The sequence below is a fragment of the Crossiella sp. NPDC003009 genome, assembly GCF_053591555.1.
In genome coordinates this window covers 198,460-223,098 of record NZ_JBSFUA010000012.1, presented here as the reverse complement: position 1 = coordinate 223,098, position 24,639 = coordinate 198,460, and the positions used below count along the sequence as shown (strand labels likewise).

The following is a 24,639-nucleotide window of genomic DNA, read 5'->3' as shown; positions in this document are numbered from 1 at the left end:
GGTGCGAACGGCGTGCCCGGCTGGCCGGGGCCGAACTGCTGGAAGCTGGGCGGCGGCGCGGCCGGTGCGGCCGGTGGCGGCGCGACCGGCGGCGGGGCCGCGGGCGGACCGGCGACCGGCTCGGGCGCGCCCGCGAAGGACAGCCGGACCTCGTTCGGGCCCGGTCCCTGGCGCATCGGCGGGGTCGGGGTGGGGTCGTAGTAGACCGGCGGGGGCGGCGCGGGCTGCTGCCGGGGCAGCTCGATCGGGCCGGTCTGCGGGGACGGGTCGTGGTAGTACGGCGGCGGCGCGTTGTGGCCCGGCTGCGGGCCGAAGGACGGCTGCTCGTGGTCCCCTGCCCGGCCCGGCGGCACCGGCAGGCGCGGGTCCGGTGGCAGCGCGGGCTGGGTGCCGGGCGCGGCGGCCAGTGGTGGCGCGCCGGAGGGGGCGCCCGCGCCGCCGATGGGCTCGCCGGTGACCGGGTCGTACTGCGGCAGCGTGCCGGGGTCCACCGGCTGGTTGGTGCGCAGGTCGATGAGCTGCCCGGTCTGCGGGTCGCGCATGTAGTTCCCGGCCTGGCCGACCAGGTTGCCGGTGTCCGGGTCGATCAGGCGGCCGGTCTTCGGGTCCATCGGCATGCCGGTGGCCGGGTCGATCGGGTAGCCGGTGCTCGGATCGACCGCGCCGGGGCCGGTGACCGGCTGCACGTCGTTGTCCACCGAGACGCCGCTGGTGCTGCGCACCGCGGTCTCCAGCGCGTCGGTCAGCTGGGTCAGGTTGGCCAGCACACTGGCCGCCAGCGAGCTGCGCGAGGCCAGCGCCTCCCGGCCGCCCTCCTGCGCGAGCAGCTGGGCCACGTCGTCCTGCTTGGCCAGCTTCACCAGCTCGGCGACGATCTTGGACTTGGTCGCCTCGATCTGGCCCGCCGCGTGCTCCAGCCGCTGCGCCGCCTCCAGGCAGCCCTTGGCGGTCAGCGGCATCTTGCCGTCGTCGGCGGCCACGAACCCGTTCCACTGCCGCCGGGCGCCGTCGGCCGCGCGGCCCTTCGCGCCGGTCAGCGCGTGCTGGGCGACCGCGTCGGTCTCGGTGGACAGCCGGGTGACCCCGTCACCGGCGGTGCGCCACGCCTTGGCCGCCTCGCGCATCTTGTCCTCGTCGGCCTGTGGCCAGCGCACGTTCAGCGCGGTGGCGATCTGCGCCAGTTCCGGCGGCAGTTCGATACCCATACGTCCTCTCCCCGACTTCCCCGACTCGCCAAGCCCGTCAGCTCCGGCGCAGCCCCAGCTCGTTGTCCTGCTCGGTGCTCCGGTACTCCTCGGCGGTCTTGGCGAACTTGCCGCCGACCTCGGCCAGCTCGCCGGGCAGCTCGCCGAGCCGCTGCTGGGTCTTGGTCGCCCCTGGCACGTGCGTCCTGGCGAAGCTGCGGCCCACCGCGTCCGAGCCCCAGCACTCGCCGAGCTCGGCCAGCTTCGCGGTCAGCGCCTTGGCGATCGCGTCGGCCCGCTCGCGGTAGTCGTCGAAGTCGCCGGCGGCCCGGCTGAGCCGCTCGTGTTCGGTCCGGAACCCGCTCACCGCTCGCCTCCCGCACGCAGCCAGTTCTGCTGTTCGAAGTCCTCATCGGCCTGCCGCGCCCGCAGGTTCAGCTCCCCCGTGGTGAGGTCGCCGCTGCCGTCCAGCACGGCCTGCGGATCGGCGTCGGCTGGCAGCAGCGGGGCGAGCGCGCGCTGGGCGCTGGCCGCGGCCAGCTCGGCCGCCGCGGCGGTCACCTCCAGCACCAGCGCGGCCAGCTCAGCGGCCCGGTAGCGCTGGTAGGCCTGCTCGGTGATGCGCAGGTCGAGCAGGGTGCCGCGGGGCCCGACGGTGACCGTGACCACGCCGTCCTCGCTGCTGGCGCTCTCCCTGACCTCGCGGAAGGCGCGCTGCACGGTGCCGAGCTGGTCGCGGCTGCGCCGGTAGTCGGCGATCAGTTCGGCCACCTGGGCCTTGTGGTCGGTCGGCACGAGACCTCCATGGGTGGGACGCAGGTCACCCCTTTGACGGCCGAACGCCCCACTCGGTTCCCCTCGGTTCGGGTGATTTCGGTGCGACGATCATTGACATGGCGGCCATCGCGTACGAGGACCTCACTCCCGGACGGATCATCCCACTCGGGCAGATCGTGATCGACAAGGACGAGATGCTGGCCTTCGCCGAGCGCTTCGACCCGCAGCCCTTCCACCTGGACGAGGCGGCGGGGGCGGCCTCGGTGCTGGGCGGGCTGTGCGCCTCCGGCTGGTTCACCGGCTCGCTGTGGATGCGGTCCTACGTGGACCACGTGCTGGCCGGTTCCACCTCGCAGGGCTCGCCCGGCCTCACCGAGCTGTCCTGGTCGAAACCGGTGTTCCCCGGCGACGTGCTGCGCAGCGAGCTGGAGGTGGTCTCCGCGCGCCGGTCGGCCAGTCGCGAGCGGCTGGGCCTGGTGCAGCTGATCGGCCGGTTGTTCCGCGGTGAGGACCTGGTCATGCGGGCCGTGTTCACCGGCATGTTCGGCACCAGGTCGTGAGGCTCACCGAGTACGCCCGCGGCGGCGGCTGCGCCTGCAAGATCCCGCCCGGCGAGCTTGAACCGCTGCTGACCGGTTTGACCGGTGCGCAACCGGACTTGGTGGTGGGCACGGAGAACGGCGACGACGCGGCGGTGCGCAGACTCAATGACACCCAAGGGCTGGTGCTGACCACCGACTTCTTCACCCCGGTGGTGGACGACGCGGCGGACTGGGGCCGGATCGCGGCGGCCAACGCGCTCTCCGACGTCTACGCGATGGGCGGCCGCCCGTTGCTGGCGGTGAACCTGCTGGCCTGGCCGCGCGAGCTGCTGCCGATGGAGCTGGCCGCCGAAGTGCTGCGCGGCGGCGCGGAGATCGCCACGCGGGCCGGTTGCCCGATCGGCGGCGGGCACAGCATCGACGACGCCGACCCCAAGTACGGGCTCGCGGTGACCGGGCTGGTCGAGCTGGACCGCATGCTGCGCAACGACGCCGGGCGGCCCGGCCTGCCGCTGTCGCTGACCAAGCCGCTGGGCACCGGAGTGCTCAACACCCGGCACAAGCGCACCGGCGAGGTCTTCCCGGAGGCCATCGCCACCATGATCACGCTGAACGACCGGGCCGCCGAGGCCGCGGTGGCCTGCGGTGCCCGCTGCGCCACCGACGTGACCGGCTTCGGCCTGCTCGGCCACCTGCACAAGCTGGCCCGCGCCAGCGGCGTCACCGCGGTGCTGGGCCCGAAGGCGGTGCCCTACCTGGACGGGGCGCGCGCCGCCGCCGAGGCCGGGTTCGTCAGCGGCGGAACCCGGCGGAACCTGGACTGGGTGCGCCCGCACGCCGAGCTGGCCGGACTGTCCGAAGTGGACGCTCTGCTGCTGGCCGACGCGCAGACCTCCGGCGGCCTGCTGGTCGCGGGCGAGGTGCCCGGCGCGCCGGTGATCGGCGAGCTGGTGCCGGCTCAGGGGCCGACGATCACGCTGGCCTGAGCCAGCGCGAAGGCCAGGCAGAGCAGCGCGGCCAGCAGCCGGGGGCGCCGAAGCCAGGCCGCGTCCCAGGCGCCGGGCGGACCGTGCCGAAGGACCCCGAAGGTCATCACGGCCCGCCCGGCCCCGAACGCCAGCCCCGCCAGCAGCGCAGGTCCAGGCCCGGCGCAGAACGCGACCAGTGGCAGCAGCGCGTACGGCAGGCCGCTGGTCACGTAGGTGCGCACGCCGGTGCCCATCTCCAGTCCGAACTGGAGCGGGCCGAACACCGAGCCGTGCCGGAACACCGTCTCCGGCACCAGCCGAGCGTTCTGCGGCAACGGAAAGCGCAGCAGCCCGAACTCCCGCGCCACCAGCACCGCCAGCCAGGCGCAGACCAGCGCGGACACCACGAGCGGCGGTACCAGTGGCCGCAGCACCGAACCGAGCAGCAGCACCCCGAACGCGCTCAGCACCCCGCCGAGCAACAGTCCCCCCGCGAACGCGAAGGGCGCGACACCCCGCCAGACCGGCGAGCTCAGCACCGCGGCTGAGTTCCGGCTTCAGGTGGAGCCGCTGACCGCGAAACCGGCGGTGGCGCCGAGCACCAGCCAGGACCAGCCGGGGCCGCCGGGGTCGAGGAGGACCCCGGCCAGCGCCGCCAGGGCGAGGAAGGCGGCGGTGGTGAGGGGGTGCCAGCGGCGGGCCGCCCGGTTAGGGGAGGCCACGGGTAGCCCTCGGACCGGCGGGGGCGAGCGTCCGGCTCACCGGACCAGCGGCAGCCACCGCCGCGCTCGCCAGACCAGCGGCAGCCACCGTCTCGCTCATCGCGCCAGCGGCAGCCACCGTCTCGCTCATCGCGCCAGCGGCGGCCAGCGTCCCGCTCATCGCGCCAGCGGCGGCCAGCGTCCCGCTCATCGCACCAGTGCGCGGCAGATGGTGAAGTAGGTGTTCGTCGTGCCGCTCCTGGTCACCGTGAGGTTCCCGTCCGAGCACCGGTACACCCGGCCATCGGGCGTGCGCCACTTCCACGCGTTCTTGCCGTTGCAGGAGCTGCTCACCGTGCCGTAGCTCTGCCCGCCCTCGGTGTCCGCGCGGTGCCAGCCGTTCGCGCAGTACTCGCTGGAGCGGAACTCGCCGCCGAAGCAGGCCGCGGGCGCGGTGCGGTACCGGCCGCCGGTGTCCGGGGACTCGTAGTAGCCGCCCGGGTAGGCGTCCTTGCAGTCGTTGCGGTCCCAGCCTTCCAGGCCGCCGGGGCCGGTGTCCGCGCTCGCGGTGCGCCAGGTCAGCGACAGCGTGCCCAGGGTCAGCGCGGACAGCGCGACGCCGCGCAGCACGCCGCGGCGGCTGGCCCTGGTGTCCAGGGCGTGCAGGCCGCCGGTGGCGGGGTAGGTGGCCGGGGTGGCGTCGGCGTGCGGGATGTGGTCCAGGCTGAGCTTCATGACGGCTGCCTTTCCGGGGTGTGCAGCGCGCGGCGGACCTCCGCGGCGGAGGTGGGCAGGACCAGGGAGTCGATCCGGCCGTCGGCGGTCACCGACAGCAGCATCGGCGGGTTGAGGTGGGCCAGGGCCTGCCAGGCCGCGCGGTCGGTGACCAGCTCGACGGTCGCGGGCAGGTCTGGCCAGGCTTCGGCCTCCTCGTAGGTGAGCAGCACCGGGCGTTCAGCGTGCCGGGCCAGTTCGGCGGCGGCGAACTGGCACAGCGGGCAGCCGGAGTCGGCGATCAGCACCGTGCGCGGGCCGTCGAAACGGGCGGTGACCGAGCCGGGCAGGCGCAGTTCGGCCAGTTCCGCGCCGGTGGCCTGGCGGGCGGTGAGCTGGCGGCGGAGCAGCCGCAGCTCGCGCAGCACCGCGGCCAAGCCCAGGTACAGCAGCGCGATCGCCAGCCAGGTCAGGATCAGCAGGGCGAGCACCGGTTCCATCAGCGACCGGCCCAGGCCACGTCGAGCCCGGCCACCCAGTCGAGCAGCTCATCGGTGCTCGCCCCGGTGTCCCGGCTCAGCTGCACCTCGGCCGCGCCGCGCGGGCCGGCCAGCACGAACAGGTAGTCCCTGGCGTCGGGGGAACCTTTCCGGCCGGGCAGCGCCAGCCGCCACAGCTCGCCGCCGGGGGTGGCCGCGCCGCGGTGCTTGGGCAGCACCTGGCGGGCGGTCTCCGGGCCGGGGATGGTCACCGTGCCGCGACCGTGCACGGTGAGCGTGATCCGCTCCAGCACCTGCCCGACCGCGGCGCGCACCCGCAGGCCCTCCGGCCGGTCGTCCAGGTCCAGGCCGCTGAACAGCGCGAGCAGTGTCTCCCGGCTCGGCGCCGGTCCGCTGAAGACGGTGAGCAGCTCGTGGCAGGGCCCGAGCCAGCTGACCACGGTGGTGTCGCCGTCCGCGGTGGCCGAGGCGATCACCTCGCGCCCGGCGGCCGGGAACCGGTGCGCCGCGGTGGCGGGCAGCACCTCCCGGCAGGCGAACTCGTGGTAGCCGCGCGGGCCGATCTGGAAGCCCCGGCTGTACACGCCACCGGCGAAGCGCACCTCCGCGGCGACCGAGGTCACCCTGGCCGCGTCCGGCAGCCGCACGGTCACCGCCCGCCCGCTCGGGCCGCGCAGGCGCAGTGTTGATCCGGCCACTTCGGACCTCCCCGTTCACGCAACCGTGGTCGCTCGTTCGTTTCCGTTGCCGAGCCTGCTCATTGAACGAACCCCCGGCCTCTCGGCAGGGTCCGAAAGGTTTCGGGTTCGTCGTGCTCCCGGTAGGACAGATCACGGGGGGTATCGCTCAATCGGGTCAACCTGAGTGAGGATCGGGCGTCCATGCTGAAGGCGGCCCGTGAAGAGAAAGAGGAGTGGGTGGATCTCGTCGGACGTGCGGTCGAGCTGAACGCGGTCGACGAGCTGCTCTCCCTGGCGCACTCCGGCCACGGGACCAGCGCGCTGCTGCGCGGCCCTGCCGGGGCCGGCAAGAGCGCTCTGCTGCGGGCGGTGCTGGCCCGCGCGCGGGCCGCGGGCGACCTGGTGCTGGCCGCGAGCGCGGACCGCTGGGAGGCGGACTTCCCATTGTGCCTGCTGCGTCAGCTGTTCTCCGAACGTTTGCTCAGCAATGAACTGGACTGGGGCAGGCAGCTGACCTCGGTGAGCGCGGGCGGGCGGGCCGGTGTGCCCGCGGCCGCGGTGCGCTCGCTGGGCAGGCACGAGACCCGCTACCTGCCCTATGACGCGGTGGACGAGCTGTACCGGGTCGCGGTCGGGCTCAGCGAGCAGCGGCCGCTGGTGATCGCGGTGGACGACCTGCACTGGGCGGACGCGGCCTCGGCCCGCTGGCTGGCCTACCTGCTGCGCCGGATCGGCGGCGAACGGGTGCTGGTGCTGGGCACCACCGCGCCGGCCGACGTGTGGCCCGCCGACCTGGCCGGCCGGTTCGCCCACCACATCGTCCTGGACGGACTGTCCATCCCGGACGTGACCACGATTGCGGGCGCGGTGCTTGGCGTGCCGGTGGCCGAGGGCGTCGGCGCGGCCTGTCACGCGGCCACCGCGGGCAACCCGTTCCTGGTGCACGCGTTGCTGCGCGGGCTGCGGCAGTCCGGCACGCCGCCGACGGTGAGCACGGTGCGCGCGCTGCTGGAGCGCCCGCCCGGGGAGATCGTGAGCTGGCTGCGGCTGGTGCTGGCCGAGCTGGGACCGGGTGCCAGTGAGCTGGCCGGCACGCTGGCCACCCTCGGCGATGAGGTCGAGCTGGACCTGGCCGGGGCCATCCGCGGCCTGCCCGCGGACCGGGCCGCGCGGCTGGCCGACGCGCTCACCGAGGCCGGGCTGCTGCACTGGCGCGGCGACCAGGTGGCGCTGCGGCAGCCGCTGGTGCGGGCCGCCGCGGCCGCGGACCTGAGCCAGGAGGCCCGCCAGCACGTGCACGGCGGCGCGGCCCGGTTGCTGCACGCGCGCGGCGCGGGCGCGGAGCGGGTGGGCGCGGAGCTGTTGCGGGCCGGGCCGCTCGGCGAGGCCTGGGCGGCGCAAGTGCTGGAGCTGGCCGCCACCGAGGCGGTCGCGGCCGGCCGCACCGGGCACGCGGTGCGCTACCTGCGCGCGGCCCTGCGCGAGCAGCTCGACCACCGGCAGCGGGCCGCGATCCTGGCCCGGCTGGGTTCGGCGCTGAGCCACCTGGACGTGGCAGGCGCGGTGGCCGCGCTGCGCAGGGCGCTGACGGTGAGCGCGGATCCGGTGCAGCGCAAGGAGATCGCCCGCCAGCTGGCCGGGCTGCTGTGCCTGAGCCGCAGGCACGAGGACGGGCTGCGGGTGCTCACCGAGGTGCGCGCGCAGTGCGCCGACCCCGCGGTGGCCGAGGCGCTGCTGGTGGGCGAGGCGCTGCTGGCGCTGCTGCACTCCTCCACCGCGGCCACCCGGTTCACCCCGCAGCCGGAGCGGGAGCTGCCGCCGGTGCTGTGGTGCGTGCGCGCGGTGCTGGCCGGGACCGACCGGGACCGGGTGCGGGACTGGGCTCGGGCCGCACTGGCCCCGGCGACCGCGCTGGCGCTGACCATCGCCGGGGCCAACGAGGCCGCGGCCGGGCAGGCCGAGCTGTTGTTCGAGCAGGCCAGCTCACCGGCGGACACCGCGTTCGCGCTGGCCGTGCGCACCGAGGTGGGCTACCGGCTGGGCAGGCTCACCCAGTGCCGGGAGGACGCCCGCGCCTGCCTGAACACCCTGGTCCGGTTCGGCCCCCGGTACGCGCACGGCCTGGCGGTGACCGCGGCCACCCGGCTGGCCGACACGCTCGCCGAGACCGGGGACGTGGAGGGCGCGCACCGGCTCTACGAGGAGGTGCTGGCCGCGGACAACCTGCCCGGCGGCCTGGCCGGGGCCTGGCTGCTGGCCGGGCGCGGGCGGCTGCGGATCTCCACCGGCGCCGCCGCCGAGGGCGTGGAGGACCTGCTGTGCGCGGGCCGCAGGCTGGACGCCTGGCGGATGTCCAACCCGGCCGTGGTGCCCTGGCGCTCGGCCGCCGCGATCGGCCTGGCCGCGCTGGGCCGCCTCGGCACGGCCAAGGCGCTGGCCATGGAGGAACTGGCACTGGCGCGGTCCTGGGGCAGCCCGCAGGCCATCGGCGCGGCGCTGCGCGTCTCCGGGGTGCTGGCCAGGGGCAGCGCGGCGGTGGAGCTGCTGCGCGAGGCGGCCAGGGTGCTGGCCGAGGCACAGGCCCCGCTGGAGCGGGCCCGCGCGCTGGCTGATCTGGGCACCGCGCTGCGCAAGACCAACCAGCTGGCCGAGGCCCGCGAGCAGCTGCGGCTGGCCGGGGCGCTGGCCCAGCAGTGCGGGGCGACCGTGGTGGACCGGCGGATCCGGGCCGAGCTGCGGGTCTCCGGCGCGCGGCCGCGGCGGCAGGCGCACAGCGGCCTGGAGTCGCTGACGCCGACCGAGCTGCGGGTGACCAACCTGGCCGCGCTCGGGCTGAGCAACCGGGAGATCGCGGCCCGGCTGTTCGTGGTGCGCCGGACCGTGGAGCTGCACCTGAGCAGCGCCTACCGCAAGCTCGGCATCAGCAGCCGGACCGAGCTCCCCCGGCCTTGAACCTGGCCTGACTGGCCGGAATCCGCAGTCCCTCGGTGATCGCGGCGTGCACCGCCCGGGCCAGCGCCGAGCCGATCAGCGACCTCGGCCCGCCGTAGCGTTCGGCCTCGCCGTCGGCCGGGCAGAGCAGCACGGTGGCGTCGGTGCAGGTGCCGGTGCCCTCGATCCCGTTCTGCGCCAACGCTTGCGCCTTCGCCTCGGCCACCGTGGCCACCGCGTTCACCAACGCGCCCTCGGTCAGCCGCACCGGCAGCAGGCCCACCACGTTGATGGTGCCCGGCGGCGGCTGCCACACCAGCGGTTCGGCCGAGGCCGCCCACACCGGCTGGCCGACCCCGGTGGTCGCGGTGACACTGGTCCCTTCGCTCGCGCTGTGCACCGCGTGCCGCACGTCCACCGCGGTCAGCAGCGCGGTCCCGTTGCCGGACAAGCCGATCCGCGCCGCCATCTGTCCACAGTGGACTTCCGGGTCGGTGCGGTGGTAACCGGTGGGCACGGTGGCGTTGAGCACCCAGCTCCGTTCGCCGATGCCGCCGCCGAGCACCGCGGAGGAGATGGCCAGCCACGGGCGCCCGGTTTTCCAGGCCAGCAACGGGAACCCGTCCAGCCAGTGCGTCTCCGGGGTCACAGTTCGGGCCGTACCAGCGCCCGATGCGTGCCGTTGGGCGCGAACAGCTTCGCCAGCAACGGAAAGCTCCGCTCGTCGAGCGGCTGGCAGCGGAGCCGCCCGGTCATTTCGCCAGCGCCCGCACCACCCGGGACGGACTCGGCCTGCCCAGCTGCTCGGCCATCCACACGCTGGTGGCGACCAGCTGGTCCAGGTCGACGCCGTGTTCGATGCCCATGCCCTCCAGCATCCACACCAGGTCCTCGGTGGCCAGGTTGCCGGTGGCCGACTCCGCGTACGGGCAGCCGCCCAGCCCGCCGGCCGAGGAGTCGATCGTGGACACCCCGCAGTACAGCGCGCTCAACGAGTTCGACAGCGCCTGGCCGTAGGTGTCGTGGAAGTGCACCGCGAGCATGGACGGGTCGACGCCTGCCTCGATGAAGCCGCCGAGCACCGCCTCCACGTGGCCGGGCGTGGCCACCCCGATGGTGTCGCCGAGGGAGAGCTGCCAGCAGCCCATCTCCAGCAGCCTGCGGCCGACCTCGACCACCTGCTGCACCGGGACCGGGCCCTCCCACGGGTCGCCGAAGCACATCGAGACGTACCCGCGCACCGACATGTCCGCCTCCAGCGCCCTGGAGACCACCGGGTCGAACATGGCGAACTGCACGTCCAGGCTGCTGTTCAGGTTGCGCTGGGCGAAGGTGTCGGTGGCGCTGGCGAAGATCGCGATGTGGTCAACCCCGGCGGCCAGCGCGCGGTCCAGGCCGCGCTCGTTGGGCACCAGCACCGGGTAGATCACCTCGGGCCGCTTGCGCAGCCCGGCCAGCAGTTCCTCGGCGTCGGCCAGCTGCGGCACCCACTTCGGGTGCACGAAGCTGGTCGCCTCCAGCACGGACAGGCCGCTGTCGGCCAGCCGGTCCAGGAACTCCAGCTTGACCTCCACCGGCACCGCGGTCTGCTCGTTCTGCAGGCCGTCGCGGGCGCCGACCTCCCAGATGGTCACCCTGGAGGGCAGCTCCTCGGTGTTCACCGGCAGCACCCTGGCCGGCAGTCCCACCTCACGCGCGCCCATCAGCGGCCTTCCTCGCGCGGCGGCCGGTTGCGGATGAAGTCGTCCTCAGGGTCATCGTTGACCTCCCGGTAGAGCAGGGTGTGCACGCGTTCCACGCCGGGGATGTCGTCGAACTCCAGCGGTTCGTCCGAGGCGGATTCCACGATCAGGGTGCCGCAGCCCAGCACCCGGTCCAGCAGGCCGTGCTTGAACCGGACGCTGTTGATCCGGGACAGCGGGATGTCGATGCCGTTGCGGGTGATCACGCCCTCGCGGACCATGATCCGCTGGGTGGTGACCACGAAGTGGGTCGAGCGCCAGCGCACCAGCGGCACCAGCACGAACACGATGATCACCAGGCCGCCGAGGCAGCCCAGCACGATCCAGCCGATGTTCGCCCAGCTCAGGTCCTGGACGAGGGCGGCGAGGTAGAGGCAGAGCCCGATGGTGACCAGCAGCACCAGCACCGGGAGGATGAGCATCTTCCAGTGCGGATGCTTGTGGACCACGACGTGCTCGTTGTCCGCGAGCAGGTCGTCCGGATAGGCCACGGCACTCCTCCAGGAATGGCACACCGTTCGGTCGACGATCACGGTACCGGCGCACGCCGACGCCGTACGGGAGCGACGGACCCTATCCGGCCACACCTTGTGGTGCCACCGGTCGCAGGTGCACGACGTCACCTGCGGAAACGGGCTTCAGCTGGCCGGTGGTGGTGCGGATCACCAGCCTGCCGTCCAGGTCCACATCGCTGGCGAAGCCGTTCAGGTTCACCCCGCCGGGCAGCTCGACCCTGACCTGCTTGCCCAGGGTCGCGCAGGCCGAGCGGTAGTCCCCGGCCAGTCCGCACCGGCTCGGATCGCCCTCGGCGGCCCGCCAGTGCGCCTCGGCCCTGGCCAGCTCCTCGAGCAGCCGCACCGTGATGAGCTGCCGGTCTAGGCAGGCGGCCTGCTGCAGCGCGAGCGAGGTCGGCCGCAGGCCGCCGGGCCCGACCGGCAGCTCCTCCCTGGTGTGGTGCACGTTCACGCCGATGCCCAGCACCACCGCAGGTTCCGGCGCGCCGGTGACCACCTCGGCCAGGATGCCGCCGCACTTGGCCAGGTCCGGGCCGACCAGCAGGTCGTTGGGCCACTTCAGCCGGGCCTGCACCTCGCACAGGTCGCCGATGGCGTTGACCACCGCCACCCCGGCCAGCATCACCAGCCAGCCCAGCCGCGGGAAGGGCACGCCCTCGGGCCGGAGCAGCACGCTCAGGTACAGCCCGGCCCTGGGCGGTGAGAACCACTGCCGGTCCTGGTTGCGGCCCCGGCCCGCGGTCTGGGTCTCGGCGATGAGCACCGTCCGGTCCGCCGCGCCGGAGTGCGCGGCGGCGACCAGGTCGGTGTTGGTGGATCCGGTGCAGGAGACGACCTCCAGCGCCGCGTACGGCCCGCCAGGGCCGGTGTGCGGACTCCCGTGTGCGAGAGCCGTGTCCGAGGTGGCCGCTGGTGGTGCGGCCGGGCCGCCCTCATACCGGGCGTATCCGGGTGGTCCGGCCGTGCCGCCAGCGGCCACCTCGGCGCGGCTATCGCGTGCGGGAGTCCGCACACCGGCCCTGGGGCGCGCGAGCTTCTCGCGCAGCCCTTCAGCGTCCAGCGGGGGCCGTTCCGCGGACGCGTGATCGTCCCAGTCACGCACGCCGACAAGTGTACGAAAACCCAGGTGAGTGGCCGGTCAGCTGAGGCCGAAGTTCTGGGTCCAGTAGAAGCGGTAGCTGCCGCCCTTGTGCAGGCCGACGCCAAGGGCCTTGTAGCCGCAGTTGAGGATGTTGGCCCGGTGCCCCGGGCTGTTCATCCAGGACTTCATCACCGCTTCCGGACTGTTCTGACCAGCGGCGATGTTCTCGCCGGCACCACCGGGGTAGCCCTCGGCCTTGACCCGGTCGGACGGGGAGCGCCCGTCCTGGGACTCGTGCGCGAAGTAGTTCTTGTCAGCCATGTCCGCGCTGTGCTTGCGGGCCGCGGTGGCCAGCCGGTCGTCCCAGCGCAGCGCGGCGCAGCCCGCCTTCGCGCGTTCGGCGTCGACCAGCTCGCGCACGGTCTGCTCGGCGGCGTCCCCGGACGGCGGGTTCGGGGTGCGGCTGGACGTGGTGCTGCTGGGGCGCGGCTTGCTGGTCGGCTTGGCGCTGGTGGAGGTGGGTGTCGCGCTGGTGGTGGTCGTGGTGGTGCTGCTGCTGGTGCTGGTGGTCGGTTCGACGGTGGTGGTGCTGGTCTCAGTCGGTTCGGCGGACTCGGACGGGGCAGGGCCACCCACGCCGGAACCGGGGTCGATGATGCCGGCGGAGAGGGGCACCGGAGCCGCCAGTGGCTTGGGCGAGGGCGTCGGTGTGGTCAGCCATGCCGCCACACCCACTCCCGCCGTCACGGCGGCCAGCACGCCGATGGTCATCCGGTTCCGCCGCCACCGTGTGCTCCCTTCATGCGCGGTCACTTGTCCAGGGGTCCTTCCGGGTTGCCGGATACGGGCCGTGGCTGGGCCCGAGCAGGGGTGCGGGCCCAGCCACTCGTCTGGAGGACGGAAAATCGCCCGGAGGGATTACGGTCTGACCCGAAAAGTCCGGGAAAGGTTTGGCACTCGCGTCCGGAGGCCCCGCTCGTGCAGACCCAGGAACCCACTGACGCGGAGCTGGTCCGCGCGGCCGCGGCCGGCGCCAGCCAGGCGTTCGCGACGCTCTACGCCCGGCACCGGCCCTCGGTGTTCGCCTTCGTGCTGCGGCTGGTCAGGGACGGGCACCTGGCCGAGGACATCACCCAGGAAGCCTTCGTCACCGCCCTGCGAAACCTCGCTGACCTGCGCGAACCCGAGCGTTTCCGGCCCTGGCTGGTGAGCATCGCGCACCGCGCCGCGCTGGACCACCTGCGCAAGCCCGGCCCCGCGCTGATGCCGGAGCTGCCCGAGCTGGTCGCGGGCGAGGCCTCCCCCGCTGAGGCCGCGGCCGCGCACGAGGCGGCCCGGCTGGTCTGGGACGCCGCGGCCAGCCTGGAGCCGCGGCAGCTCGCGGTGCTGGAGCTGACGGTGCGCGAAGGTCTCTCCGGCACCGAGCTGGCCGAGGCGCTGGACGTGCGGGCGAACCACGCCGCGGTGCTCGCCCACCGGGCCCGTTCCGCGCTGGGCAACGCGGTCCGGATGCTGCTGCTGGCCCGCAACCCGCGCCGCTGCCCCCGGCTGGCCGAGCTGGTGCCCGGCAAGCCGCGCTCGCTCTCGCTGCCGCAGCGGATGAGCGTGGACCGGCACCTGCGCCGCTGCCCGCAGTGCCGGGACCTGGCCGGTCGCCTGACCAGGCCGCTGGCCGTGCTGGGCGCGCTGTTCGCGGCCGCGGTGCCCGCCGACCACCCGGCGCTGCTGCCGGTCAACGCCGGGCACTCGATGGCGTTCAAGGCCTCCGTGCCGGTCGCGCTGGCCGCCGCGCTGAGCCTGGGCTACTACCTGCTGCCGCACCCGGTCCAGCCGCCACAGGCCGCCCCGCCCGCGCCCGCCACCAGCACCACGACCACCACCGCCGAACCCGCCACGACCACGCCGCCCCCGCCCAGCAGCAGCCCGCCGCCGACCTCCACCACCCGCGCCAAACCCAGCACGACCACCACCACCCCCGCCCCGGCCGGTCCCGGCGAGCAGCTCACGGTGCTGATCAACGAACGCCGGTCCGCCGCGGGCTGCCAGCCGCTGCGCCAGGACCCGAGGCTGACCACCGCGGCCCGCCAGCACAGCGCGGACATGATGAAGCACAACTACATCGGCATGACCAGCCCGGACGGCACCTCGGTCGAGGACCGCGCCAGGGCGGCGGGCTACCAGCAGCGGACCGCGGGCGCCTACGTGGCCGCCTCCAGGGAGACGGCCAGGGAGATGGCGCCCACGGTCGCGGACGGCGACTCACCGGCGCTGCGCTGCGACCTGCGCTCGGTGGGCGTCAGCCGGGCGGTCGGCGGCGAGTGCGGCTACTACTGGACGGTGATCTACGGCCGCGCTTAGGGCCAGCGATCCGCCATCGCGTAGGCGGCATGCAGCAGGGCGGCGTCGCCGGTGCGGGCGTGCTCGCGGAAGGCGGCCTCGGTCAGCTTGATCACGTGCGCGTCCCCGGAGGCCACCGCCCGCTCCACCAGCGTCTCCGCCACCGGCGGCTCCGCGAGCTGCACGTCCAGCCCGTCCAGCCGCTCCGGCGAGAACGCGGCCACGATGCCGCCGACCACCTGCCAGGACGCGGCCACCGCCGGCGCGGCGAACTCGGCGGGCAGGTGCGGCAGCACCAGCCGGATCGCGGCAGGCCCGGTGACCGCGTGGCAGAACTCGATCGGCGCGTCCGGCCGGGCCAGGAACACCCTGGCGGCGGCGCTGATCAGCTCGTCCAGCACCGCGTCGGGGGCCTCGGGTGCGCCGTAGCGGTCCAGTCCTTCGGCAAACCCGGCCAACCCGTCCAGGTGCGCGAGGTCGCCGCTGATGCCGCCGCCGTGGCCGATCTGGTCCGGGGTGAGCCGGGGCAGCCGGGAGATGGCCACGCCCAGCGGGTCCGGGCCGCGCAGGGCGGGCGAGCCGGGCAGCTCCTGGTAGCGGGCAGCCCAGAAGCCGAGGCCCTTGGCCAGCTCGTCGACCAGCATCGGGTGCGGTCCGGACAGCGCCAGCGCGCGGACCCCGTGCGCGGTGCGGATCACGCCGTGCGTGGCGCTGGCGGCCAGTCCGGGCAGCAGCCGCGGCCACCAGGCACGCAGCACCTCCAGCCAGTCCCGCTCGGCCAGCTCGCGGCGGAACAGGGCGGTCCAGTCGCCGAGCCGGCTGAGGTCGCCGAGGTGTTCCCGCCAGTCCGCCGGGTCCAGCCGGAACCGCTCCGGCGGCTCGGGTTCCAGGATCGGCCGGTAGAGCCGGGTCCAGCCGGGAGCGGCCCCGGCCACGCCGAGGGCGACCAGCGCTTCGGCCGCCATCGGACCGTGGTTGGCCAGGTAACCGCGGCGCTCGGCGCCGGTGCCCGCGAGCAGCTCTAGGCTTTCCAGGAGTTTGTCCAGGTCAGAAGTCATCTGCCCACGATCGGATCTCCAGTGCGGTGGAGGTCAAGGGTGAACCTGGACGTGACATGGGCTACGGGCCGGTAGCTTCCGCGGTGATGCTGGTTACGCTGCCGGGTCATGAGCAGTGCCACCGCGCCGATGGGGCAGCCGCTGGAGTCCGCCCCGGCCGAACCGGACATCCACACCACGGCAGGCAAGCTGGCCGACCTGTACCGGCGCAACGAGGACGCGGTGCACGCCGGGTCGGCGCGGGCGGTGGAACGGCAGCACGCCAAGGGCAAGATGACCGCCCGCGAGCGGATCGACCTGCTGCTGGACCCCGGCTCCTTCGTGGAGCTGGACGAGCTGGCGCGGCACCGCTCGACCAACTTCGGCCAGGAGAAGAACCGGCCCTACGGCGACGGCGTGGTCACCGGCTACGGCACCGTGGACGGGCGGCCGGTCTGCGTGTTCAGCCAGGACGTGACCGTCTTCGGCGGCTCGCTGGGCGAGGTCTACGGCGAGAAGATCGTCAAGGTGATGGACCTGGCGCTCAAGACCGGGCGGCCGATCGTGGGCATCAACGAGGGCGGCGGCGCGCGGATCCAGGAGGGCGTGGTCTCGCTCGGGCTCTACGGCGAGATCTTCCGGCGCAACACGCTGGCCTCCGGCGTCATCCCGCAGATCTCGCTGATCATGGGCGCGGCCGCGGGCGGGCACGTGTACTCGCCGGCGCTGACCGACTTCACCGTGATGGTGGACCAGACCTCGCACATGTTCATCACCGGCCCGGACGTGATCAAGACCGTCACCGGTGAGGACGTCGGCTTCGAGGAGCTGGGCGGCGGGCGCACGCACAACACCAAGTCCGGCAACGCGCACTACCTGGGCAGCGACGAGCAGGACGCGATCTCCTACGTCAAGGCGCTGCTGTCCTACCTGCCCTCGAACAACCTGTCCGAGGCCCCGGCCTACCCGGGTCCCGGTCTCACCGAGGCTTCCATCGCCGACTCGCTGACCGAGGAGGACCGGGAGCTGGACACGCTGATCCCGGACTCGGCGAACCAGCCCTACGACATGCACGAGGTGCTCACCAGGGTCCTCGACGACGGCGAGTTCCTCGAGGTGCAGCCGCTGTTCGCGCCGAACATCCTGATCGGCTTCGGCCGGGTGGACGGGCAGAGCGTGGGCGTGGTGGCCAACCAGCCGACCCAGTTCGCCGGCTGCCTGGACATCGACGCCAGCGAGAAGGCCGCCCGGTTCGTGCGCACCTGCGACGCGTTCAACCTGCCGGTGCTGACCTTCGTGGACGTGCCGGGCTTCCTGCCGGGCACCGACCAGGAGTGGAACGGCATCATCCGGCGCGGCGCCAAGCTGATCTACGCCTACGCCGAGGCCACCGTGCCACTGGTCACCGTGATCACCCGCAAGGCCTACGGCGGCGCCTACGACGTGATGGGCTCCAAGCACCTGGGCGCGGACGTGAACCTGGCCTGGCCCACCGCGCAGATCGCGGTGATGGGCGCGCAGGGCGCGGCCAACATCGTGCACCGCAAGACCCTGGCCCAGGCGGCCGAGCGCGGCGAGGACGTGGACGCGCTGCGCGCCCAGCTCCAGCAGGAGTACGAGGACACCCTGTGCAACCCGTACGTGGCCGCCGAACGCGGTTACGTGGACTCGGTGATCCCGCCCTCCTACACCCGCGGCTACGTGGCCCGCGCGCTGAACCTGTTGCGGGACAAGCGGGAGACCCTGCCGCCGAAGAAGCACGGGAACATCCCGCTGTGAGCCCGGCCGAGGAGGTGGCAGGCATGAGCGAACGCCCGCTGTTGCGCGTGGTCCGGGGCACCCCGGACGACGCCGAACTGGCCGCGCTGACCGCGGTGGTGGCCGCCATGGCCAGCGCGCCCGGCGCCGAGCCGGAGCCCGGGCCGCGTTCGGCCTGGGGCGATCCGGCCCGGCTGCACCGGCCGCCGCTGCGGCCGGGACCGGGCGCCTGGCGGGCGTCCGGCCTGCCCCGCTGAGCAAGGCGCCTCAGCGCAGTCCGCGCCAGAACTCCAGCCGGTGCTGCGCCGGGAAGTCCACCTGCCGGGTGGCCTCTCCCGGCGCCAGCGCCTGCACGTACTTCGCGGTGCCGAACTCGTCCCACTTGGGCAGCCCAGGCCCGTTCGGGTCGCCGGTGCGGGCGAAGTTGGCCCAGTACTTGAGCATCCGCTCCGACAGCTCCCGCTGACCCGGCTTGGCCTTGTCCCGGAAACCCTTGTCCGGGAACAGGTACGGCGTGTCCGCGGCGTGGAAAGCCCCTGGCGGCAACGATTGCGGGAACGGCAGGTAGCTCGGCGCGTCCCGGTCGGCGAAGGAGTAGGCGAAGGTCCTGGCGCGCTGGGCGCCCAGTTCGGCCTGCTCGAACGCGGCGGTCGCCCACAGCCCGTCGGTGAGCACCGCGGACCAGGCCAGCGCCGGTGACTCGAACTGACTCAGCGGGTACTCGCGCAGGATCCGGTCCGCCTTGGCGCCAAAGGCTTCCGCCACCAGCTTCGGGTACTCCGCCGCGCTCAGCTCGCCGCGGAACAGGCCGACGAAGGTCCGGTGCTCGTCCCTGGTGATCCCGGTGACCATCGGCACCGGCTGGGCCTTGCCCGCGCGCAGTGCCGCGGCGGGCAGCTCGGGCAGCACCTCGCCGCCGTAGGCGTAGCTCTGGAACATCCGCATCAGCGGGAACAGCTTGTCCACCGGCAGCTTGCGCAGGCAGTCCAGGTCCGCGCAGCCCAGCTCGCCCGCCATGGCCGCGCCCAGCTGCTCGGTCTCGGCCAGCGAACGCCACATGAACCAGTCCACCGCCGGGATGCCGGGGGTGACCGCGCCCGCGGGCAGCGGCATCAGCGCTGCTCCACTGTGGACGGAGGCCCGCTGGAAAAGTCCTTGCGCCCCGGGCGAAACCAGGTGCGCGCTAATCGAGGAGCCACCGTAGGAGGAGCCGATCACGGTGACGTTGCCCGGATCCCCGCCGAACGCGCCGATGTTCTGCTTGACCCAGCGCAGCGCGGCCTGCTGGTCGGCCAGGCCGAAGGTGCCCGATCCGGCCAGCCCCGGATAGCCGAAGCCGCCGAACACGCCGAGCCGGTAGTTGATCGTCACCACCACCGCGTCGCCCGCGGTGGCCAGTGGCACGCCGTCGAAGAGCGCGCCCGAGCCGACCACGCCGTCGCCGTGGATCCACACCAGCACCGGCTTGCGCTGGCCCGAACGCGGCGTGGTCACGTTGAGGTACAGGCAGTCCTCGGTGGTGCTGCCGGTCTTCGCGTACTCGGTGCCCTCCTGCGGACACGCGTTGCCCGGCCGGTCCGCCGCCCTGGTGCCGGTCCAGGCCGCCACCGGCTTCGGCGGCTGCCAGCGCAGCTCGCCCACCGGCGGCGCGGCGTACGGGATCCCCTGGTAGCTCAGGTGATCCGCGGCCACCACACCGCGCAGCTCGCCCGCCTCGGTCCGCACCACCGCCGTCGGCTCCGGCGGCGCGCCCGCGCATCCGGCCAGCAGCAGCGCCGCCAGCGCCAGTCCCGCTGTTCGTCCGCTCATGTCTCCCCCAATCCGCGATCTCGATGACCTCGATCGGAAGCTAGCGCGAAGGGGGCAGTACAGGTGTCGCCCAATAGTCCGGACAGTTGGACCTGGCAACTGAACAGAACTGGCCCTAGCGTTCACGCAGATCACAGGAGGTGTTCGTGACCCACCGCCGACCTTCGCGCGCGCTCACCGCACTGCTGGCCACCGTGGCCAGTGGCATCGGCGCGCTGACCTTCGTGCCCGCCGCCAGTGCCGCCGCCGAGCAGGCCTTCCGGCTCCGGTCCGGGGTCAGCGACCCCATCTACTCCTATGCGAACGCGATCCGCGAGACCGTGTACGTGCCCACCGGGTTCGACCTGGACGGGGACAACGTCATCGACCGGGTAGCCGCGGACATCATCCGGCCTTCGGAAGCCGCCCAGCAGGGCAAGAAGGTCCCGGTGATCATGGACGCGAGCCCGTACTACGACAACCTGGGCCGCGGCAACGAGAGCGAGAAGAAGACCTACAACGGCCAGCAGCCGGTGGGCTTCCCGCTGTTCTACGACAACTACTTCGTGCCGCGCGGGTACGCGGTGGTGCTGGTCGACCTGGCCGGGACCACCCGTTCGGAGGGTTGCAGCGACATCGGCGGCAAGTCCGACGTGGCCTCGGCCAAGAAGGTCATCGACTGGCTCAACGGCAGCGCCGACGGCTTCACCACCAAGACCGGCAACGTGAAGGCATCTTCCGGCTGGAGCACCGGCGCCACCGGCATGATCGGCAAGTCCTACGACGGCACCATCGCCAACGGCGTGGCCGCCACCGGCGTGCCCGGCCTGAAGACCATCGTGCCGATCGGCGCGATCAGCTCCTGGTACGACTACTACCGCAGCGACGGCGTGTCCTTCGGCTTCAACCCGGTCGGCCTGGCCAACACGGTGGAGAAGGGCGGCCGCCCGGACTGCGGGGCGCAGAAGACCAAGCTCACCAACGGCGCGACCAGCAACGGCGACTACAACGCCTTCTGGGCCGAGCGCGACTACCTGCCGAACGCGAGCAAGGTCAAGGCCAGCGTGTTCGTCGTGCACGGCCAGGGCGACCTGAACGTCAAGGCGCTGCACTACGGGCAGTGGTGGGACAAGCTGGCCGCGGCCGGGGTGCCGCGCAAGATCTGGCTGACCCAGGCCGGGCACGTGGACCCGTTCGACTTCCGCCGCTCGGTCTGGGTGGACACCCTGCACCGCTGGTTCGACCGCTGGCTGCTGGGCGTGCACAACGGCATCGAGAACGAGCCGCAGGCCACCATCGAGCGCGCCCCCGACACCTGGGTGAACGAGCCGACCTGGCCGCTGGCCGGGACGGAGCAGGTGAACCTGCGCATCCGCAAGGGCCAGGTCGCCGGGCTCGGCCTGCTGGGCACCACCCAGGCGACCCCCGGCAGCACCGAGAAGTTCACCGACACCGCGGGCCAGGGCTCGGCGAGCTGGGCGGCCAACCCGAACGCCGCCTCCACCGCGCGCACCCTGTTCAGCACCGGTCCGCTGACCAAGGACCTGCGCATCTCGGGCACCGGCTCGGTGACCGTGCGGGTCACCCCGACCACCTCCACCGCGCACCTGAGCGCGGTGCTGGTGGACTACGGCCCGGCGACCATCCGCAACTACGCGGGCGCCGGTGAGGGCATCAGCACGCTGGCCAACGAGTCCTGCTGGGGCGAGTCCACCGCAGGCGACAACGGTTGCTACAAGAACACCGCGACCACCAGCGCGAACGTCGGCCTTGAGGTCTTCGCCAGGGGCTGGGCCGACCTGGCCAACTCCGAGTCGCTGACCAGCCAGACCCCGATCGTGCCCGGCCAGGCGCGCACCATGACCTTCAAGCTGGCCAGCACCGACCACGTGATCCCCAAGGGCCACCGGCTCGCGGTGATCATCGCGGGCACCGACTCCGGCCGGATCGTGGCCCCGGCCAACCGCCCGACGGTGACCATCGACCTGGGCCGCTCCTTCGTGACCCTGCCGGTCGTGGGCGGAGCGGGCCAGGTGCCGCCGGCCGCGCCGGACGCGCTGACCCCTGACCTGCCCGGTCACCTCCCGCAGCTGGACCTGGGCGGGAACCAGAACGGCGACTTCGTGCGGCGCTGACAACCCTGCACGAATCACCAACGGCGGGGCGTCCCTCCCTCGGGGCGCCCCGTCGTCATGCCCGGCTGAGCAACGCCTCGATGCCGACCACCGCCGCGCCCCGCGCCCAGTCCTCGAAGGACAGCGGCCGCAGCTCCAGCGCGCACCGGGCGGCCGCGCCGAAGGCATGGGCGGCGAAGGTCTCCCGCAGCCGTTCGCCGATCAGGTCGTAGGCGGCCAGTCCCTCGCCGGAGACCACGATCCGCTCCGGGCCGACCAGGTTGGCCAGTGCGGCCAGCCCCAGTCCGATGGCGTGCCCGGCCTCGGCGAAGACCTCCCGCAGCGGCTCGTCCCCGGCCCGCGCGGCGGCCACCGCCTCAGCCATGGTCAGCTCGGTCCCGGACACCTCGCGGGACCTAGCCAGGATGGCCCGCTCGGCCGCCACCGCCTCCACGCAGCCGGTCCGGCCGCACGGGCAGCGCGGGCCGTCGGCGACCACCGGCACGTGCCCGAGCTCCCCGGCCACCCCGTGCGCGCCTGCCACCAGCGCGCCGTTGACCACCAGCCCGCAGCCGACCCCGGTGCCCACCGTGACCAGCGCGAACGAGCTGGCGCCCAGTCCGCTGCCGAACCAGCGCTCGGCCGCGGTGAGCGCCTTGACGTCGTTCTCCACCAGCACCGCCAGCCCGGTGGCCGCGGCCAGCCGCGCGCCGAGGTCCACCTCGGTCCAGCCCAGGAACGGCGAGGACCGCACCACTCCGGCGGCCCGGTCGATGTCCCCGGAGACCGCGACGCCCAGGGTGCGCACCCGCTGGCGGCGGCCCGGCTCGGCCAGCAGTTCCTCGACCAGCGCGGCCAGCGCGGGCACCACCGCCTCCGGCGTGCAGGCGGCCAGCGCACGCCGGGTACTGGCGCGCACCCCGGCGCGCAGGTCCGTGACCACCGCGATCAGCTCGGCCGCGGTGACCTTGACGCCGAGGAAGAACTCCCGGTCCGCCCTGATCGCCAGCGGGCTGCGCGGGCGGCCCCGGCCGGAGGGGTCCTCGGCCCGCTCCTCCACCAGGTAGCCGTTGTCCAGGAACGGCCGGGTGGCCTTGGTGACCGTGGCCGAGGACAGGCCGGTCAGCTCGCCGATCTCCACCCTGGACAGCGGACCCCTGGTCAGGACAGTGGTGAAGACCAGCGCGCCGGCCGGAGTGGACTGAGGGCTGTTGTCTGGCACACCCTGATGCTAATTTTCCTTCCCAAGGAAATAAAACAAACCTCCGATCCTCGCCAGTGAAGGGTCAGCAACGATGCGGTCCTTACCCCGACTTCTGCTCGCGCTCGGCCTCGTCGCCGCCGGGCTCGGTGGCGCCGCGCAGGCCGCGCCCGCGCCCGCTGCCCCCGCCCTGGCCGCCCCGCCCGTCGACGCACCCGCCGTGCGGCCCTATATGGGCTGGAGCAGCTGGAGCCTCCAGACCACCTCCTACCCCGGGGTCAACCCGAAGGGGCGGGCCAGCTTCCTCACCGAGGCCAACGTGCTCAAGCAGGCCGAGGTGCTGGCCCGCGACCTCAAGCAGTACGGCTACAACTACGTCAACATCGACGCGGGCTGGTGGCACACCTGGGGCTGGGTGCCGCAGTTCGACGAGTACGGCAGGCCCAAGGCCGATGCGGAGAAGTTCCCGCGCGGCATCAAATGGCTCTCCGAGCAGCTGCATCGCAGGGGCCTGAAGTTCGGCATCTACCAGCCGGTCGGCCTGCAGAAGGAGGCCTTCGGCCCGGACCAGGCCAACCGGAAGAACTTCCCCATCCACGGCGCGCCCGGCTGCACCGGCAACGACATCGTCTACCCGGACTGGCGCACCACCAACGGCTGGGACAACGCCTACAAGATCGACTTCGCCAAGCCCTGCGCGCAGAAGTACATCGACTCGATCACCAAGATGTTCGGCGACTGGCAGGTGGACTTCTTCAAGCTGGACGGCGTCGGCCCCGGCTCGTGGAAGGAAGGCCCCAACTACGACAACCGCCCGGACGTGGCGGCCTGGCGCAAGGGCCTGGACAGGACCGGCCGCAAGGTCATCCTGGAGATCTCCTGGTCGGTCGACATCAAGGCGATCGACTTCTGGCAGGAGCACGCCACCGGCTGGCGGATCAACACCGACGTGGAGTGCTACTGCCCGACCCTGGTCACCTGGCAGAACTCGGTGGACGACCGGTTCGCCGACCTGCCGCAGTGGCTCCAGCACGCCCGGCCCGGCCAGTGGAACGACCTGGACACGCTCAACGTGGGCAACGGCGTGATGGACGGCCTCACCCCGGAGGAGCGGCGCAGCTACATGACGCTGTGGGCGGTCACCAACGCCCCGCTCTACATCGGTGACGACCTCACCCAGCTGGACAGCTTCGGCAGGTCGCTGCTGACCAACCGCGAGGTGCTGGCCATCAACCAGAACGGCATGCCGGCCAAGCCGGTGCGCACCGGGGTGGACCAGCAGGTCTGGTCGGTCAAGAACGCCGACGGCAGCCACACCGTGGCCCTGTTCAACCTGGGCGGCGCCAAGGCCCCGGTGGACGCGGTCTTCGCCGAGCTGGGTATCACCGGCCCCGCCCAGGTCCGCGACGTCTGGGCGGGCGCGAACCTGGGCACCTACCAGCACGGCTTCACCGCCGAGGTGCCTGCGCACGGCACCCGGCTGCTCAAGATCACCCCGGGTGGCCGGCCCACCGGCGTCGAGGCCGAGGCGGCGGAGAGCGTGCTCGCCGGCGGCGCGAAGGTCTCCGACTGCGCGGGCTGCTCCGGCGGCCGCAAGGTCGGCGACCTGGGCAACGGCTCGGTCACCCTGAACGGGATCACCGTCCCCCGCACCGGCGACTACACCGTGCGGGTGGGCTACGTCTCCGGCGACCCGAGGGCGTTCGCGGTCGGCGTGAACGGGGCGGCCAACATCAACTTCGACCTGCCGCCCACCGGCGGCTGGGGCACCCCGGGCGTGGCCGAGATCGTGGTCCGGCTCAAGGCGGGCGCGAACTCGCTGAAGTTCAGCAACCCCGGCAACCACGCGCCGGACCTGGACCGCGTCGAGGTCGTGCGGTAGCGCAGAAGGCGCTGGCGACGGCTGCTCGCGAGAAGGCGTGGCGCGTCAGCGACACGGCGGGCCTTTCGCCCTCAGTGCGGTTGCGTTCGCGCGTCGTGTGTTCGTGCCCTCGACACACGCGAAATTTGATAGGGGGGTTAGGTGGGCCGAAAAAAAGAAAAAAAAAAAGAGAAAAACCGCGCGCCGA

General features: G+C 73.1%; 24 protein-coding genes. 8 read left to right on the top strand and 16 right to left on the bottom strand.

Annotated features, from left to right (window positions below):
- The 3 genes from ACWDY5_RS16770 to ACWDY5_RS16760 form a co-directional block, all read right to left on the bottom strand.
- Window positions 1-1,205 (bottom strand): WXG100-like domain-containing protein (locus ACWDY5_RS16770; RefSeq protein ID WP_449723084.1); only part of this gene is annotated, 1,205 nt, incomplete at its 3' end.
- Window positions 1,206-1,242: 37 nt separating this feature from the next.
- Window positions 1,243-1,551, bottom strand: a complete 309-nt coding sequence (locus ACWDY5_RS16765; RefSeq protein ID WP_449723083.1) for a WXG100 family type VII secretion target — start codon at window positions 1,549-1,551, stop codon at window positions 1,243-1,245.
- Window positions 1,548-1,979, bottom strand: coding sequence for a YbaB/EbfC family nucleoid-associated protein (locus ACWDY5_RS16760; RefSeq protein WP_283663097.1), 432 nt, complete (start codon window positions 1,977-1,979; stop codon window positions 1,548-1,550). The genes ACWDY5_RS16765 and ACWDY5_RS16760 overlap by 4 nt, the downstream gene beginning before the upstream one ends.
- A 98-nt stretch (window positions 1,980-2,077) precedes the next feature.
- On the opposite strand from ACWDY5_RS16760, the gene ACWDY5_RS16755 reads away from it, so the two are divergent.
- Together ACWDY5_RS16755 and selD are read left to right on the top strand one after the other, a co-directional pair.
- Entirely contained in the window at window positions 2,078-2,521 is a 444-nt protein-coding gene (locus ACWDY5_RS16755) for a MaoC/PaaZ C-terminal domain-containing protein (RefSeq protein ID WP_449723082.1), read from the top strand.
- On the top strand, window positions 2,518-3,489 hold the full coding sequence (gene selD / locus ACWDY5_RS16750) for a selenide, water dikinase SelD (RefSeq protein WP_449723081.1): 972 nt from the start codon (window positions 2,518-2,520) through the stop codon (window positions 3,487-3,489). The genes ACWDY5_RS16755 and selD overlap by 4 nt, the downstream gene beginning before the upstream one ends.
- On the opposite strand, the gene ACWDY5_RS16745 is transcribed toward selD, so the two are convergent.
- The 5 genes from ACWDY5_RS16745 to ACWDY5_RS16725 all read right to left on the bottom strand — a co-directional run bounded on the left by ACWDY5_RS16745 (window position 3,462) and on the right by ACWDY5_RS16725 (window position 6,084).
- A complete protein-coding gene (locus ACWDY5_RS16745; protein ID WP_449723080.1) occupies window positions 3,462-4,010 on the bottom strand; it encodes a hypothetical protein in 549 nt (182 codons plus the stop codon). The two genes, selD and ACWDY5_RS16745, sit on opposite strands and share 28 nt — an antisense overlap.
- A gap of 18 nt (window positions 4,011-4,028) precedes the next feature.
- Complete coding sequence (locus tag ACWDY5_RS16740) at window positions 4,029-4,193, bottom strand: hypothetical protein (RefSeq protein WP_449723079.1); 165 nt, start codon at window positions 4,191-4,193, stop codon at window positions 4,029-4,031.
- Window positions 4,194-4,379: 186 nt separating this feature from the next.
- Window positions 4,380-4,907 (bottom strand): hypothetical protein, encoded by a 528-nt coding sequence (locus tag ACWDY5_RS16735; RefSeq protein WP_449723078.1) that lies wholly within the window; start codon window positions 4,905-4,907, stop codon window positions 4,380-4,382.
- Entirely contained in the window at window positions 4,904-5,386 is a 483-nt protein-coding gene (locus ACWDY5_RS16730; protein WP_449723077.1) for a hypothetical protein, read from the bottom strand. Before ACWDY5_RS16730 ends, ACWDY5_RS16735 begins: the two co-directional genes overlap by 4 nt.
- Window positions 5,386-6,084 (bottom strand): hypothetical protein, encoded by a 699-nt coding sequence (locus ACWDY5_RS16725; RefSeq protein WP_449723076.1) that lies wholly within the window; start codon window positions 6,082-6,084, stop codon window positions 5,386-5,388. The genes ACWDY5_RS16730 and ACWDY5_RS16725 overlap by 1 nt, the downstream gene beginning before the upstream one ends.
- Window positions 6,085-6,303: 219 nt before the next feature.
- On the opposite strand from ACWDY5_RS16725, the gene ACWDY5_RS16720 reads away from it, so the two are divergent.
- Window positions 6,304-9,018 (top strand): AAA family ATPase, encoded by a 2,715-nt coding sequence (locus tag ACWDY5_RS16720; RefSeq protein WP_449723075.1) that lies wholly within the window; start codon window positions 6,304-6,306, stop codon window positions 9,016-9,018.
- Here ACWDY5_RS16720 and ACWDY5_RS16715 read toward each other — a convergent pair.
- The 5 genes from ACWDY5_RS16715 to ACWDY5_RS16695 form a co-directional block, all read right to left on the bottom strand.
- On the bottom strand, window positions 8,987-9,646 hold the full coding sequence (locus tag ACWDY5_RS16715; RefSeq protein ID WP_449723074.1) for an adenosylcobinamide amidohydrolase: 660 nt from the start codon (window positions 9,644-9,646) through the stop codon (window positions 8,987-8,989). The two genes, ACWDY5_RS16720 and ACWDY5_RS16715, sit on opposite strands and share 32 nt — an antisense overlap.
- Before the next feature lie 103 nt (window positions 9,647-9,749).
- Complete coding sequence (locus ACWDY5_RS16710; RefSeq protein ID WP_252485189.1) at window positions 9,750-10,700, bottom strand: hydroxymethylglutaryl-CoA lyase; 951 nt, start codon at window positions 10,698-10,700, stop codon at window positions 9,750-9,752.
- Entirely contained in the window at window positions 10,700-11,230 is a 531-nt protein-coding gene (locus tag ACWDY5_RS16705; RefSeq protein ID WP_283663086.1) for a PH domain-containing protein, read from the bottom strand. The genes ACWDY5_RS16710 and ACWDY5_RS16705 overlap by 1 nt, the downstream gene beginning before the upstream one ends.
- A gap of 82 nt (window positions 11,231-11,312) precedes the next feature.
- Window positions 11,313-12,356, bottom strand: coding sequence for a biotin--[acetyl-CoA-carboxylase] ligase (locus ACWDY5_RS16700; RefSeq protein ID WP_449723073.1), 1,044 nt, complete (start codon window positions 12,354-12,356; stop codon window positions 11,313-11,315).
- Window positions 12,357-12,392: 36 nt separating this feature from the next.
- The gene (locus tag ACWDY5_RS16695) at window positions 12,393-13,106 is read right to left on the bottom strand and encodes a CAP domain-containing protein (RefSeq protein ID WP_449723072.1); all 714 of its coding nucleotides are present in this window, start codon (window positions 13,104-13,106) and stop codon (window positions 12,393-12,395) included.
- A gap of 207 nt (window positions 13,107-13,313) precedes the next feature.
- Here ACWDY5_RS16695 and ACWDY5_RS16690 point away from each other — a divergent pair, with 207 nt between their 5' ends.
- Window positions 13,314-14,693, top strand: a complete 1,380-nt coding sequence (locus ACWDY5_RS16690) for a sigma-70 family RNA polymerase sigma factor (protein ID WP_449723071.1) — start codon at window positions 13,314-13,316, stop codon at window positions 14,691-14,693.
- On the opposite strand, the gene ACWDY5_RS16685 is transcribed toward ACWDY5_RS16690, so the two are convergent.
- On the bottom strand, window positions 14,690-15,730 hold the full coding sequence (locus ACWDY5_RS16685) for a questin oxidase family protein (protein ID WP_449723070.1): 1,041 nt from the start codon (window positions 15,728-15,730) through the stop codon (window positions 14,690-14,692). The two genes, ACWDY5_RS16690 and ACWDY5_RS16685, sit on opposite strands and share 4 nt — an antisense overlap.
- Window positions 15,731-15,838: 108 nt before the next feature.
- Between ACWDY5_RS16685 and ACWDY5_RS16680 the strand changes: the two genes are divergently transcribed.
- Complete coding sequence (locus tag ACWDY5_RS16680) at window positions 15,839-17,488, top strand: acyl-CoA carboxylase subunit beta (RefSeq protein WP_252485183.1); 1,650 nt, start codon at window positions 15,839-15,841, stop codon at window positions 17,486-17,488.
- Window positions 17,489-17,511: 23 nt separating this feature from the next.
- Entirely contained in the window at window positions 17,512-17,724 is a 213-nt protein-coding gene (locus ACWDY5_RS16675) for an acyl-CoA carboxylase subunit epsilon (protein WP_449723069.1), read from the top strand.
- 10 nt (window positions 17,725-17,734) lie between these two features.
- Here the strand turns inward: ACWDY5_RS16675 and ACWDY5_RS16670 are convergent, their stop codons facing one another.
- Window positions 17,735-19,276 (bottom strand): carboxylesterase/lipase family protein, encoded by a 1,542-nt coding sequence (locus ACWDY5_RS16670; protein WP_449723068.1) that lies wholly within the window; start codon window positions 19,274-19,276, stop codon window positions 17,735-17,737.
- Between the two features lie 146 nt (window positions 19,277-19,422).
- On the opposite strand from ACWDY5_RS16670, the gene ACWDY5_RS16665 reads away from it, so the two are divergent.
- Complete coding sequence (locus tag ACWDY5_RS16665) at window positions 19,423-21,390, top strand: Xaa-Pro dipeptidyl-peptidase (RefSeq protein ID WP_449723067.1); 1,968 nt, start codon at window positions 19,423-19,425, stop codon at window positions 21,388-21,390.
- 55 nt (window positions 21,391-21,445) lie between these two features.
- On the opposite strand, the gene ACWDY5_RS16660 is transcribed toward ACWDY5_RS16665, so the two are convergent.
- Entirely contained in the window at window positions 21,446-22,591 is a 1,146-nt protein-coding gene (locus tag ACWDY5_RS16660) for an ROK family protein (protein WP_449723066.1), read from the bottom strand.
- A gap of 73 nt (window positions 22,592-22,664) precedes the next feature.
- Between ACWDY5_RS16660 and ACWDY5_RS16655 the strand changes: the two genes are divergently transcribed.
- The gene (locus tag ACWDY5_RS16655) at window positions 22,665-24,452 is read left to right on the top strand and encodes an alpha-galactosidase D (protein WP_449723065.1); all 1,788 of its coding nucleotides are present in this window, start codon (window positions 22,665-22,667) and stop codon (window positions 24,450-24,452) included.
- Window positions 24,453-24,639: the final 187 nt, after the last annotated feature.